General features: G+C 59.2%; 8 protein-coding genes. 1 reads left to right on the top strand and 7 read right to left on the bottom strand.

Going from position 1 to position 13,540, the window contains the following annotated elements:
• Positions 1-1,202 precede the first annotated feature (1,202 nt).
• The 5 genes from P0R31_RS12185 to P0R31_RS41055 all read right to left on the bottom strand — a co-directional run bounded on the left by P0R31_RS12185 (position 1,203) and on the right by P0R31_RS41055 (position 10,171).
• Positions 1,203-2,516: an HlyD family type I secretion periplasmic adaptor subunit gene (locus P0R31_RS12185; RefSeq protein ID WP_275514267.1), complete on the bottom strand. Its 1,314-nt coding sequence runs from the start codon at positions 2,514-2,516 to the stop codon at positions 1,203-1,205.
• Positions 2,513-4,447 (bottom strand): type I secretion system permease/ATPase, encoded by a 1,935-nt coding sequence (locus P0R31_RS12180; RefSeq protein WP_275514266.1) that lies wholly within the window; start codon positions 4,445-4,447, stop codon positions 2,513-2,515. Before P0R31_RS12180 ends, P0R31_RS12185 begins: the two co-directional genes overlap by 4 nt.
• A gap of 93 nt (positions 4,448-4,540) precedes the next feature.
• Positions 4,541-6,961 carry an Ig-like domain-containing protein gene (locus P0R31_RS12175; RefSeq protein ID WP_275514265.1) on the bottom strand — a complete coding sequence of 807 codons (2,421 nt, stop codon included), beginning with the start codon at positions 6,959-6,961 and terminating at the stop codon, positions 4,541-4,543.
• Between the two features lie 532 nt (positions 6,962-7,493).
• The gene (locus tag P0R31_RS12170; RefSeq protein WP_275514264.1) at positions 7,494-8,510 is read right to left on the bottom strand and encodes an aldo/keto reductase; all 1,017 of its coding nucleotides are present in this window, start codon (positions 8,508-8,510) and stop codon (positions 7,494-7,496) included.
• Positions 8,507-10,171 (bottom strand): FAD-dependent oxidoreductase, encoded by a 1,665-nt coding sequence (locus P0R31_RS41055; RefSeq protein WP_430516822.1) that lies wholly within the window; start codon positions 10,169-10,171, stop codon positions 8,507-8,509. The genes P0R31_RS12170 and P0R31_RS41055 overlap by 4 nt, the downstream gene beginning before the upstream one ends.
• A gap of 771 nt (positions 10,172-10,942) precedes the next feature.
• Here P0R31_RS41055 and P0R31_RS12165 point away from each other — a divergent pair.
• The gene (locus tag P0R31_RS12165; RefSeq protein ID WP_275514263.1) at positions 10,943-11,635 is read left to right on the top strand and encodes a class I SAM-dependent methyltransferase; all 693 of its coding nucleotides are present in this window, start codon (positions 10,943-10,945) and stop codon (positions 11,633-11,635) included.
• Here P0R31_RS12165 and P0R31_RS12160 read toward each other — a convergent pair.
• Together P0R31_RS12160 and P0R31_RS12155 are read right to left on the bottom strand one after the other, a co-directional pair.
• Positions 11,632-12,357 (bottom strand): polysaccharide deacetylase family protein, encoded by a 726-nt coding sequence (locus P0R31_RS12160; RefSeq protein ID WP_275514262.1) that lies wholly within the window; start codon positions 12,355-12,357, stop codon positions 11,632-11,634. The two genes, P0R31_RS12165 and P0R31_RS12160, sit on opposite strands and share 4 nt — an antisense overlap.
• The gene (locus P0R31_RS12155; RefSeq protein ID WP_275514261.1) at positions 12,354-13,520 is read right to left on the bottom strand and encodes a glycosyltransferase family 4 protein; all 1,167 of its coding nucleotides are present in this window, start codon (positions 13,518-13,520) and stop codon (positions 12,354-12,356) included. The genes P0R31_RS12160 and P0R31_RS12155 overlap by 4 nt, the downstream gene beginning before the upstream one ends.
• Positions 13,521-13,540: the final 20 nt, after the last annotated feature.

The raw sequence follows: 13,540 nt of genomic DNA, 5'->3' as shown, positions 1-13,540 counted from the left end.
CCCCCGCCCATTGAACTCCTCCGAGCATGATGGCGACCGCCACGACGGAGCCGAAGGTTCGATACATCTGCCGATCCCCTCGCAAACGCAAAACTGAGGCTCGGATCCGCTGGCAGGGCTGACACCGTCAGTCCCGCGGCAACCACACGTCTTGTTTAATTTATTTAATTTAATTGTCAATTAAATATAATGGCCGGACCAAAATAATCCGTTTGCGCATTATCAATACGGCCGCACCAGATCGTCCCCGCAGATGCATCCTATTGCGGCCGCATTGCCACCCTCTATGGGTTGCTCGGCTGCGCTCAAAATTGAGGCGACAATTTAACGATCGCGACGAATTAATAGTTGATTCAATGCGCCCCTCGTCAGATCGTATTCCGAACGACCTCTCCGCCTCACAATCGAGATTGCGCATGCCGGAAGAACTGCTCGTCATTCTGGGGGCTGAAGCTATCCTGCTTGTCTTCGTCACAGCGATGACTCTGTACAGCAAGCGAATGGATGTGTTGAGCGGGCTGCACCGCCGGGCGGTTAGTAGGTCCGCCGGCCAACACAGCAAGCCTGCGCCACACTCGGTCCGTGCGCGCGCAGGGGCTTTGCTGCCGCCGCTGACGACGTGGGTCGATACTGCCAGGCTCACCCCAGCCAATCTCTCGCGGCTGCTCAGACACGCCCAATCAAACCTGACGAAGCTGCGAGAGCTGTCCACCCTTGTGGCTCGTTCCTGGCGGCCAGAGGCCCCTCAAGCCACGCCGTCCACCTCCAGGCGCATTGCAGGGGTTCGTCGTCAGCTCGGCGCTCGTTGATGCGGCCAACGCATCATTGGACGGGGCAGAACTGCTGCGATGATGTCTGGCGGTGGTTGTTGGGTTAGGAAGACGGCCTCACCCGATCTGACGTGTCAGCTTCGTCGTATCCGCCGGCAAAATGCTTGTACCAATAGCGATAACTGCCAGTGCCTTGTATGATACCACTCCAAATTTCCATGATGAAATTCTGTAGATAGTCTTGAACGTCGGCCAGCAATTGTTGTTTTAGCACATCATCATAAAGACGAATGACGGGGTTTTGCGAGAGTATGGGACGGGCTGCGACGTCATTTGTCCAATACCTGCTTGATCGCGAGCTCGGAGGTCGCTGATCTGCAGCCCCGAGTGCGGGTGCACTCGGGGCTGTGTCATTTCAGATCCAGCAAGGGCTCAGCGCTCTTTGAATGCGCGCTGCGCCTGATCGTGTAGCGGCTTGAGCAGGTAGGACAGCGCGGTCCGCCCTGCCGTCTTGATGAAGACCTCGACAGGCATGCCGGGCAGCAACTTGGCCGAGCCGAGCTTCGCCAGCTCTTCCGTCTTCAGCAAGACGCGGCCTGTGTAGTAACTCGTGCCGGCACGCTGATCCTGCGTGATGTCTGCCGAAACCATGCTGACCTCGCCGTCGATTTCGGGCGTGGTCTTCTGGTTGAACGCTGCGAAGCGCATTGTCGCGGTCTGCCCCACGTAGACCTGGTCGATATCCTTTGGTGCGATCTTGACTTCGACCGCGAGCGAGTCCGCGTCAGGGACAATCAGCATGATTTGCTCGCCCGGAGAGATCACCCCCCCGACCGTATGGACGCTGAGCTCGTGGACGCGACCGGACTGTGGCGCCCGGATATCGACCCGATTCAACTGATCCACCGCCGCAGTCTTGCGCTCGCCCAGCTCGGAGAGTTTCGAGCGGGTTTCGATCAGGTTCTTGCCGACCTCGGTTCGGAGGTCCTGGTCGATCTGAATGATCTGGAGTCCGATTTCGGAGATCTTGCCCTTCGACTGAGCGATCATTCCTGCGAGCTGGCTGCGCTCGCCCTCGATGCGGGCGGAGTCGCGCTCGAGGGAATTGAGCCGGGTGATCGGCACCAGGTTCTTCTGCCAGAGGCTGCGCACACCCTCCAGCTCCTGTCGGATGAATTCCACTTCCTTCTGCTTGGCCTCCGTCTGCCCCATGTAGCCCTTGATTTCGTTCTCCAACTGCGCGCTCTTCTCCTGCAACTGCGCTTTTTGGCCGCTCCTCGCCTGACGACGCAGGTCGAACAGCTTCCGCTCCGCGGCGATTGCACGGCTCGCCTCGGAGTTGCTTTCTTTGGCCCTGTCGAGCAGTACCTTTGGAAACACGACCTGCTCGGCACTATCGCGCTCGGCCTCGAGACGGGCCTGCCGCGCCAGCAGTTCGTCGATGCTATTCGTGACGATCGTCGCATTTGCGAGCGTCTGCGTCTCGTCGAGACGGATCAGGATGTCGCCTGCATTCACCCGATCGCCCTGGCGCACGCGCAACTCTCCGACGATTCCACCCGTGGCGTGCTGGACCTTCTTGACGCTCGAATCCACCACGACCACGCCCTGCGCGATCACCGCGCCCGACAACTGGGAAGTCGTCGCCCAGCCGCCGACCCCAAAGGTCACCATAGCGAACATGATCATTCCGACGATCATGTAACGTTGGATGGACTGCAACGCCGGCGTTACCTGACCGTTCATCGGCCGCCTCCTTGAGCTTCCGCGACGACCTTCAGCGACACCGGATTCCGCAGCACTCTCTTGAGAACCTCCTCTCGCTTGCCGAAGGACTGAACTCTGCCTTCGCCGAGGCACAAAACATGGTCCACACCTTCCAGCGCCTTCGGCCGATGAGCGACAACGGCCACAATCCCTCCGCGACGTCGCACGTTCAGGATCGCCTCGGTCAGGGCCTCCTCGCCCTCCGCATCGAGATTGGAAGAGGGTTCGTCAAGCACGACCAGGAAGGGTTTGCCGTAAAAGGCGCGCGCAAGCCCGATACGCTGCCGCTGCCCCGCCGACAGCGCCAGCCCTCCCTCGCCGATCTTCGTGCTGTACCCGTCCGGCAGTGAGAGGACGAGGTCATGCGCGCCCGCGGCACGGGCGGCTTCCAAAACAGCGGCGGCGGTTGCGTCCGGATCGAAGCGCGCAATGTTCATCGCAATGCTGCCGTCGAACAATTCTACGTCCTGGGGCAGATAACCGATGTGCTTGCCGAGGTCGTCCGAAGACCAGTGATCGAGGGCGGCGTTGTCGAGCCGGATCCTGCCTCGAATGCACGGCCACACCCCAACCAGCGCACGCGCCAGCGTCGACTTGCCGGATCCGCTCGGACCGATGATTCCGACCGCCTGCCCACTCCGCAGCTGAAATGACACGTCGCTGAGAGTGGGTCTTTCGGAGTTCGGAGCACCAATATAGAGGTTCTCGGCGCTAAGGGTTTCAACAGGCGCCGGCAATGCCAACCGCTCCTCCTCCTGAGGGAGAAGTTTAAGCAAGTAATCAAGCCGTTGTCCCGATTGGCGCGCCGCGACGAACCCCTTCCAGTTCGCAATTGCCATTTCGACAGGCGCAAGGGCCCTCGCGGTGAGGATCGACCCGGCAATGATGATGCCGGCCGTCGATTCCTGGTTGATGACGAGGACGGCGCCAACGGCAAGAACCAGCGATTGCAAGATCGCGCGGAAAATCTTCGAGGCACCACCGAGCCCGTTTGCGACATCGCTGGCCCGTTCATGGGCTGCGAGGTACTTCGCGTTGACATCCTGCCAACGCAAAGCCGCTTGTTGCCGCATACCCATGGCCTGCAGAACTTCGGCGTTGCGCCGTCCCTCGAGCGCGAGGGCAGTTCGCGAAACGGCGAGACGCGAGCTCGCCTTTGCCGGACCTCGGGTACGCGTTTCCGTGAGCATCGTAATGCCGACCAGCACCAACGCACCAGCCAGCGCAGTGATGCCAATCCAAAAGTGAAAGAGGAAGCAGACGCCGAGATAGATCGGCATCCAGGGCAGATCGAAGAGCGCCGTCGGCCCTCCGCTCGACAGGAAGCTGCGGACCTGATCGAGGTCCCGCACCGGCTGCAGGCCGTCGCCATCCGCTCTGGTCTTCAAAGGCAGGCGAACAAGAGCGTCGAAGATGCGAACCCCGAGACTTTCATCGAAATACCGGCCGACCCGGGCGCTGATCCTGCTCCTGACGAAGTCGAGCCCGCCCTGAAACAGGTAAAGCACCGTCGCCAGAGCCAACAGGGCGACAAGAGTCGGTATGCTACGTCCGGGCAACACCCGATCATAGACTTGCAGCATGAAGAACGAGCCGGTGAGCATGAGAAGGTTGCTCATGCCGCTGAAGGCCGCTAGCGCCCAGAAAATCCGGCGGCAAGACCGCAGGAACGCGGACAACTCTGACTGCGACTCGTCATAGTGATCCACTGGCTGGGGGCGACCAGCGAATATCCGCGGCCGCAACACTTCGATCAGGCCCTTTGCCCAGCCGATCAGTTGCGGCGTCTGCAGTTGAGCGTTTTCCGCCCACTGCCGTCCGGCTGACCAGAGTCCTGATATGTGAAGAAATGGAATTCGATAGAGATTTGCGGGCGGGGGGAATTCCCCCCGCCGTCCAAAGTCAATCATGGCTTCTGCCCCTGAACCGCGCCTTTGTTGGAAGATCCCTCAAGAGATCCCCCAAGGCGTTTGTTGAAGATTGCTTTCTGTGGATGCCGTCCCCTACGCGAAGTGGAAGTCGTTGCTGGTCAACGAGCCGAGCTTGGCGCTCTTCAGCGTGAGCGTATCGCTCCCCGTCGCGATCACGACATCGGTGCCCGACTGGGTCGCGTGGGAAAGAACGCTGGCAAAACTGTCGAACACACTCTTGCTGAACTCGATCGTGTCGTGAGCAGGTCCGCGGGCAACGAAGCCCTTGATGACGTCGTTGCCGAAGTTCGCGCCAAACACGAAAGTATCGGCCTGGCTGCTGCCAACGAAGGTGTCATCGCCGGAAGTGCTGGTCAGGGTCGTGTTGCCCGGCGAAGCGATGAACGTACTGCCCGCAATAGCCGCGTTGCTACCGGTTGCAGTGGATGACGTAGATACGCTGGACGCACCGATCTGCCCGTCACTGTTCAGGTCCTGATGGAAGCTGGTCTCCAGCGTCTTGAGGCCAGAGTCCGTACCCGACACCGAGCCACCGTCTGTGGAGCCGGTCAGGGAGCTGACATGAGACACGTAGTTGCCGTTATTGTCGGTATTCCACGCCGTGTACTGACCGGTGCTCGTCTCCTTCCAGGCAACTTGATAGCCCGTCGCCGTCTTCTCCGCGCCAATGGGAGTCCAGGTGCCATCGGACCCGCTCACGAAAGCCACGCCGTTATCCTTGAGCGTCGGACCAGTGCCGGTGCTGCCGTTGAGGTAGTACTTTCCGCCACTCTCAACGAGACTTGTCACACCAGCGGATTCGACGACCTGGCCAGTCGTCGGGGTTGGCGACGTCGGGGTGGTCGCAGTGGAAGTACCTACCTGCCCGTCACCGTTCAGATCCTGATGGAAGCTCGTCTCGAGCGACTTAAGGCCAGAGTCCGTACCCGACACCGAGCCACCGTCTGTGGAGCCGGTCAGGGAGCTGACATGAGACACGTAGTTGCCGTTATTGTCGGTGTTCCACGCCGTGTACTGACCGGTGCTCGTCTCCTTCCAGGCAACTTGATAGCCCGTCGCCGTCTTCTCCGCACCGATGGGAGTCCAGGTGCCATCCGACCCTTTCACAAACTCCACACCGTTATCCTTCAGCGTGGGGCCCGATCCGGTGCTGCCATTGAGGTAATATTTGCCGCCGCTCTCAACGAGACTCGTCGCGCCAGCTGACTCGACTACCGTGCCGGCAGTCGGCGACGACGGCGAGGTCGGTGTGGCCGGCGTCGAGCTGCCGGTGATGCTGGCGGTGAACGCAGTGGACGCCGGGCCGGTATTGCCTGCTGCGTCCGTTGCCGTCGCGGTAAGGCTGTGCGAACCGGCCGCAAGGGCGCTGGTTGTATAGCTCCACCCGCCGGTGCTGTTGGCCGTCGCGGTCCCGATCTGGGTCGTGCCGTCGAACACCTTCACGACGCTGCTCGCTTCGGCACTGCCCGACATCACCACCTGATTTGCGGTGTTCACGGTATGGCTGGCAATGGTCGGCGCAGTCGGAGCCTTGGTATCGATAGTGATTGCCAACGCAGACGACGCCGCGCTGGTCTGCCCCGACGAGCTGGTCGCCGTTGCGGTCAGCGTATGCTTGGCGTCGGTCAGGACCTTGGTGATGTAGTCCCAACTGCCGCTCGAGTCCGTAGTCGTCGAACCAATTTGGGTCGTACCGTCGTAGATCTTGACCGTGCTGCCGGCAGCCGCGGTGCCCTTGAGCTCGATGGTATTGTCGTTGGTAATCTTGTCGCCAGCGGTGCCGCTGTCGGTCGAGAACGACGCGATAGTCGGAGCATCCGGCTCAGTCGGCGTGCTGGGTGCGGTCGGTCCTTCAACCGGAAGGGGAGGCGGGATAAGTTCGCCAGGGATAAGTTGACCGTCCACGATCGTGGCGTAGCGCACATTCTCCCATTGCGTGATGTGGATGTTCGCATTGACCTCCTCCAACCAAAGCGCGCCATACGCAAATGGCCCCACAAAATACACGTCCTTGAGGGCGAGGTAGTCATCGTGACCGGCTCCTCCGTCCGCGGCAATGCGCAGACCAAATGGGCCACCGTCGAACACCACGTTATTGAAAGTGAACGTTCCGCTATAACCGTCTGCGATGAACAGCCCAGCAGTGGCATTCTGGTCGTGCGATACAATCGTCGAATTTGTAATGGTCAGATTCCCAGTGGCGCCGGGAGCATAGGCCTGAATTCCGTCGGCGTGATCGCCCGACAGTCCCGTTGTCTCGATGTACGTATTGTTGATGGTGACATCACCGCTGCCCCCAATGCGCACGCCTTCCCTTGAAGAAATACGGACGTCGTCGATGGTGAACGAGCCGCTCCCTCCGACGGCGACAGTGTCGCTCTGGTCGGAAATGCTCACACCTGAAATCGTCTCTCCATTCTCAAGCCAGACCGTCCCCGAATTGGTCTGGTCGCTAAACATCGGATCATTCCACGTCAGAGGAATGGATGCCATCTAGTTTTCTCCTGTTAATTTCAATTTAGTTTGCCCCTGGCACGCGCCCAATTGTTTTCCCCGAGCGACGCGACCCCAAGTGCGACTCTGCTGGCGCAGCGCCGTTGGGGTGCGTCTTCCCGGCGGGTGGAGGCTTTTTTGCGACGACACGACGGCTCACCCAAGGTAATTTCCTGAGCCACCTTAGACACATTCGCATCGCGCGAATTAAATGCCGGAAATTTCTTCAGTCCGATCAACCACTCGTGCACCGCATTGAACGAGTGTCACACGGAGCGGTCGAAGATATACAAAAGTATGCCGGAATCGATGTTACGTCTTCGCCACTAGACAACAGCTTACTAGGGGTGTCGTCGACGACGCCACAGCAGAAAACAAATTAAATAGTTCGATCCACAAGATTATATGCCGCCAAACACTGCTGCCCCGGCAAGGTCGCAACGCGATGTTCGATCAGTCCCGCCGGCGACTAACCATACTTCGCCGCGTCCGACTGATGCAAAGTCAAGCCAATGTCGCCGGTCTGCACCGATCAGAAGCTCAGATCTCGGAAGCTCGCGTCAAGGAACTCGGCAACGTGCTTTCTCGCCAATAATGCGTTCAAGCCCGCGATCTGCTTCTCATCGATAGCTCGACTGCTGACAGATTTCACGTTTGCCACAACATTCGACGGATTGGACGAGAAAAAGATGACGATCCCGTTTGGATTTGCATTCAGCGCATGAGCCAGCAGTAGATGAGCAAGTTCTGTCGAATCGCGTGGATCTACCCGCGTCAGCGAACGCCATTCAGCTGCCATCCGCTCATCGGAGAACAATCTATCAAGCAATATTCTAAATCGGCTGGTAAGAGACGAATGCGTAATCACGAGGCGGTTGGTTGCCGGAAGTTTCCTAACGTTCATATTCCAGATGGCGCTTGGAATCTGAACAACGTCGAACAGCGCTGCATTCCTTTGGAGGATGGACATCGTCTCCTCCATGCCTGTCGCTATGCCAACGGCGCGAACCTTCCCTTCCCGCTTAAGATCATCGAGAAAACGGATCAGGTCCGTTTCCTCTATGTCGGCAGCGCTGCACTCGTGCAGGAGTAGAATATCGAGGTAGTCTGTACGCAATTCCTTGAGACTGGTCTCGACACTTTTCCGGAACTCCACCAGACCAAAGGCTCCGAAACGCGGCAGATAGGTGGACGGCACAGGCAGGTAATTCTTTGAACTTGGCGCGACATTGTGCAGAAGCCGAATGCTACGACCCATTGCGCGGACATGAAGTGCGCGATTTTGTGGGACAATGCCGGCCTTGCTTGCCAGAACCAGGCGCTCCCGCTTTCGCGCCGCCAGCTCTCCCAGAATGCTCTCTGCGCGACCAGCACCGTACATTCGCGCAGTATCAAAATATGTGACCCCACAATCCATGGCTGCTTCGAGCAACTTAAGAGCCTCACGGCGGGTTCGTCGCTTGCTCAACAGTGCGCCGGATCCAAAACCTAGGGGAAGCATGTTTCGCGGAAGGATTTCTCGAAACGGCGCGGCAGCAGCAACCGTCATGACGCGCCTCCGGCTAGTCCGAATGCAGCTTCTCGCTTTGGTTGGGCGACGGTGCCCACCGCGTGTTGGCATGCGCGCGCGGTTAGAGCGAGAATGGTCAACGTGGGATTTTGCGTGCCCTGCGACGGGAAACAGGCACCATCCGTAACGTACAATCCCTGTGCATCCCAGCACTGGTTATTTGGATCCAGCACGGAGGTCGCGGGGTCGATACCCATCCTGGCGGTCCCGCATTCATGAATCGCGGAGCCAGGCGGGGCCGGCCGTTCATTGACGCGGCTCAACGTCACGCCAGCTGTTGCGGCGATCTCGCGTATGGCAGCTGCCTGATCGCGGGCACGCGCCAAGTCCGCTTCGCTATAGCGGCAGTCGATATGCAATACGGGGATTCCCCATATATCCCGTCGTGTAGGATGTAGCGTCACTCGGTTTTCGGCACGAGGAAGCATTTCACCGAAGCTAACCGCGGTAAAATGGGAGCGCCCGTGCCCTCCTGGAAATTGATACAACTGCACGCCAAAACCTCGCCCGCCGAGGGGCGCGGGCCTGTCGCGCGCATCGAAGCGTGGAAGGTAAATCGCGCACCCATCTTCGAGCACTGGACTGGGCTTCAGCGGTGCCCCTCCACCCCACCCAGTTACGACAATATGGTCCATCAGGTAGCGCCCCAGCGCGTCAGACCCTGCACCTAGCCCCTGGCCCCCTTTGGATGAACGCGAAAGCAAGAGTATTCGGGTCGACTCTAACGAGGACGCGCACAGAAAGACCAACGGAGCGCAAGCGCGTACGTCGGCTCCACTTTGTTGATCGAACCAGACTACGCCACGCACGCGACCTGATCGATCAACATCGATTTGCCGTACGACTGCGCCCTCACGGCATCGAAGGCGCCCTGTAAGAGCAGCAGTTTCCAAGGTATCCAGCGGTGCCGCAAAGCGCGTGAGCATCGGCCGCGAGTGAGGCCACCGTGCGCGAATCGCTGCCATCAGCGCAAACTGATTCAGAGAAGGTTCAAGTTCTCGCGAGAGGTGACTGTCAGGCTGCCATGGTACGCCATCCATGGCACCGGCGAGCGCTAGCCGTCGCTCGACCATCGAATACCAGGGGTCCAACTCACCCGGCTCTAGCGGCCAAGGCGCGCTCAATCCATCGCACGGCGTAAGGTCGGACGAGTTCAGCCGATAGTATTGCCGGCCGTGCCCTGGAAGGCCCACGCGTCCGCCGAGCGTTCGCGCGCGTATCCAGACAAAAGGTTGGCTCCGTGGCGTCACGTAAGGCAGGTCATGATCGTCTACAAACGAGTCCGGTGCTCGGCCCCAGATGCTGCAGCGAGATTGGATGGGCTGGCGCAACATGCCGAGGCCTCTCAAGGCCATCTTGCCAAAGGGAACAACCGCAGGAGGGAGCAACCGAAGTGTCGCAGGGTCCGCGAGCCTACGGCTCATGCTGGCTATAGCTCGGCGCATCCCGGTCGTTCGCGGCGAATTCTGCCACCCGGCCTCGAGCACAAGCACGCGCAGGCCAGCCTCGGCTAGTAAGAGCGCCGCCAATCCTCCGGCGGCTCCCCCGCCGATCACGATCGCATCCTGCGCTCCGGCGCGCCGCAACTCCTCAATCGTCGTGGTACCTAATACACCTGAAAGCGCCGGCCCGATCTGCATGACAACTCCCTTCAAGCGAAAATTGGTCGAGGGCTAGCATGCCAAACGGATAGCGATGGGCCACCAGCTGTAAGCAGCGACTTAAGACAAATGCGTCGACGAACCCGGTAACCGAGTGCCCCGGGTTTAAGCCTTAGGCGCAACCGCCCCGGCAATGCACGCAATGAAAGGGAAATTATCGCTTGGGCAAATTCCGCAAAACCATTGCTCATGGCTTTGATTTTCTGTGACAAATTGCAAAATACAAATAATGATAGGCGCAATTAAATACATCCGTCAACTGTTAATAGGCATTTAATTTCTGCATTGCACAACTCAACCCATTTTATCCGAGTATCTGGGGTGTGTAACTCCTGCCAAAAAAGCACTACCTTTTTTGCAGGCACTATTCCCGGTCGGCTTTCAGCTAGAAGCAATGGTTGAGACCCGATCCGCGGCACCGGAAGACCCGATGTGGCAGCGTCCAGCCACTACCTAATGATGCTCGCGCGTTGGCAGCGGGGGGCGAGTTACGGGGGACGTACCGTGATTCTGCGGGGCGTGATACTCTCCATCCGATCACCGAAGGATAGGAGCCAAGACGTTTGCGGTATTCGTTCCTTGGCGACTCACGGACAAAGGTTCGAGATGCGCCAGCGAATTGGCCGGGCGAAAGCTCACCACACAAGCACTGTGAAATCTGCAGTTCTCGCCCGCCGTACACTCTTGATCTGTCGATAGCTTCACCTGTATTAAACTATCTGACGTCGAATACGCGTTGGCAGGTTGGGAATGCTCGCAGCACTTCACTACCACGCATGGCGCCGGGTGCGCGCCGCATACTATGCCTTCGGATTGGCCCGGCTGCCTTTTGGCGACGCGCTCGGACGCGCCGTTAGCGAGTGGGAGACTGCGCAGGGGTTCGGTGACAGCCCAAAAGCGAAATCCACTTGGGACGCCGAGTACAGCGATGGTCTCTGGACCTACATGCAGCGCGAGGTCGCTCGCTACTGGACACTCATTGGTTTCATGGACGCTTTTAGACGTGGCGGCGAGTACCTGGAAATCGGCTGCGGAGACGGCATGCTATTCGAGCGCTTCAAGCAGCTTGGATATGAACGCTATGTCGGAGTGGACATCTCTGACGTGGCAATCGAGAAGCTCCGTCTGTACAACGACGATCGCACTGACTTTTCTCAGGCTGACGGCGACGTGTACGAGCCCGACGGCCGTTTCGATGTCATCGTCTTCAACGAGTCTCTTTTCTATTTGCGCGACCCCGTTCGGTCGCTCGAGCGTTACGCGCAATCACTCAAACCGGGCGGCTGCATCATCGTCTCGAACTACACCGCATCGCGGCGATCATTGGCAGTGTTGCGGGAGGCAAAGCGAGCATTCGAGGTGATCGACGAGGCCAAGACGACTCAACGAGCGATGTCCTGGCTTTGCACAGCACTGAAACCGCCCCAAATACTAAAGCGCTAGTGATACCGCCAGCGCATCAGTTGGCGATAGAGCCCGAGCTTTGTGCTGATTTTCCAGGAAACGCCGCGCATCGCATCCGGATCGCGCAAGTGGCGTCGCATGTACTCCGCATCCATGTTGGTCGTCAGACAAAGGCGGGAGTACAAAAAAGATTCGAAGCCGCGATGATATCCAAGCTGGATTGTAAACAGGTGTGTGTAGCCAGCCCTTAGTGCCGCCTCCCAGACCCGTCGGGAAAACCGTCCATATGGGAAAGCGAAGAGAGCTACCTGTCGGCCAAGGCGATCCTCGAGCATCGACTTCGACACACCGAGTTCGCGCTCGAGCTCTGCGTCCGAGACACTCGTCAGATCGACGTGGGCCATGCCATGTGATCCGATTGCAACCCCCCCCTTGGCAAGCTCTTCGATCATCTCCCAACTCATACGTCCCGGCGAGCCTACAAAATCTACCGGGATAAAGGACATGAAACCCGGAATACGACCGGTCGTCATGTAACGGGCGTAGACATGCGTATAGTCCGAAAGAAATCCATCGTCGAAAGTCAACAGGACCGCGCCGCTGCCGTGGGATGTCGGATCGGAGCAATGCTCCAGAAAACTCCGAGGCGAGACCAGCGCTTCCCCGCAAAGTGCGAGATGCGCTTCGAACGTTTCATGAGTCAGGCACCACGCGTTCGAAGGCGAGGCTTCCACCAGCTCATGATAATTCAAGACGATCATAGAGTTTCTATCAGATCTGAAACCCGCCGGGCCCAAGCCTGCCAGTTCAATCGGGCCTCGAAGGCGTCGCGGCTCGATTGTCTCAGGCGTGCCAGCCGATCCTGGTTAGCAAAGGTCTCGAAGATGACCGCCGCATAGTCCGCCTTCGTCGCTTTCGGTGGCAACAACAAGCCCGTCTCCCCGTTGCGGATCGCGCAGGGGACGCCGCCAGTGGCCGGCGCAATGCTCGGTACTCCATGGGCCGCTGCTTCACAGAACACGATTCCATAGCAATCCGCCCGGGTTGGCAGCAGAAATAGATCCGCGTCCCGATAGAGTTGATCCAATCGGTCGCGCTGTTCGCGATCACACTTGTCGAGATAAGGGATGATCGTCAGGCCATCCTGCGCAACTGGCTTCGGCGGAGTACATCCGCAGATCACGAGCTCCGCCTCCATGCCCCTCTTCCTCAGTTCAGCGAGGACGCCGACCGCGATGTCAGCGCCCTTCTCCTCCCAGTTGGCGCCAATGAAGAGGAGACGGCAGGGACCCGGCTTGCGGCAACCTAGCACGGAGGCACGATCCGGCGCTTCTTCGAGGTTGGCGCCCCAAGGAATGACATGCACCCGGCTACGGTCGGCACCGTAGTCCCTGATGGCAGATTCGGCTGCCCATTCCGACGGGTAGAGGATCAGATCCGCACGCGCGATCGTGTCCCGCTCCACGCGTTCAGCGATGTCCCGAGCCCCTCGCGACAAGTTTCGATAGTTGGGATGGTAGTTCTCAATGAGCCGAAAGGTCGCGTCGGACGCATAGACGAGCGGAACGCCGTTAGGCACACTCCATGCAAAGGTAGAGCCGGCCGGCGCGAAGACGATATCGGGCGACACCGCTCGGATTTTACGCGCTGAGTCCGCTGCATACTGTGCAACGACCGCCCCCGCATGCAACGGGGAACGACCGCGCCCGCGAAAGGCACGGCAAAGCCTGGAATACGTCTTGTAGAGAGGCAGTATCGGTGCGCTCAACGGACCGATATGGACCACCTCGTGCCCCTCACCTGCGAGCGATCTCCACATGTGAAACGGGGTACCGGACCAGAACCTGACCAGGCGCCCATCACCGATCGTCGCGAATGCAATCCGCCGTGCCGCCGGCCTGTCGGAGATGTGCTTCTCAGTCATTCTATTCCCGCACACACGGA

Source organism: Bradyrhizobium yuanmingense (assembly GCF_029167105.1).
GTDB lineage: Bacteria > Pseudomonadota > Alphaproteobacteria > Rhizobiales > Xanthobacteraceae > Bradyrhizobium > Bradyrhizobium yuanmingense_A.
This window is presented reverse-complemented; position numbering and strand designations above follow the sequence as displayed.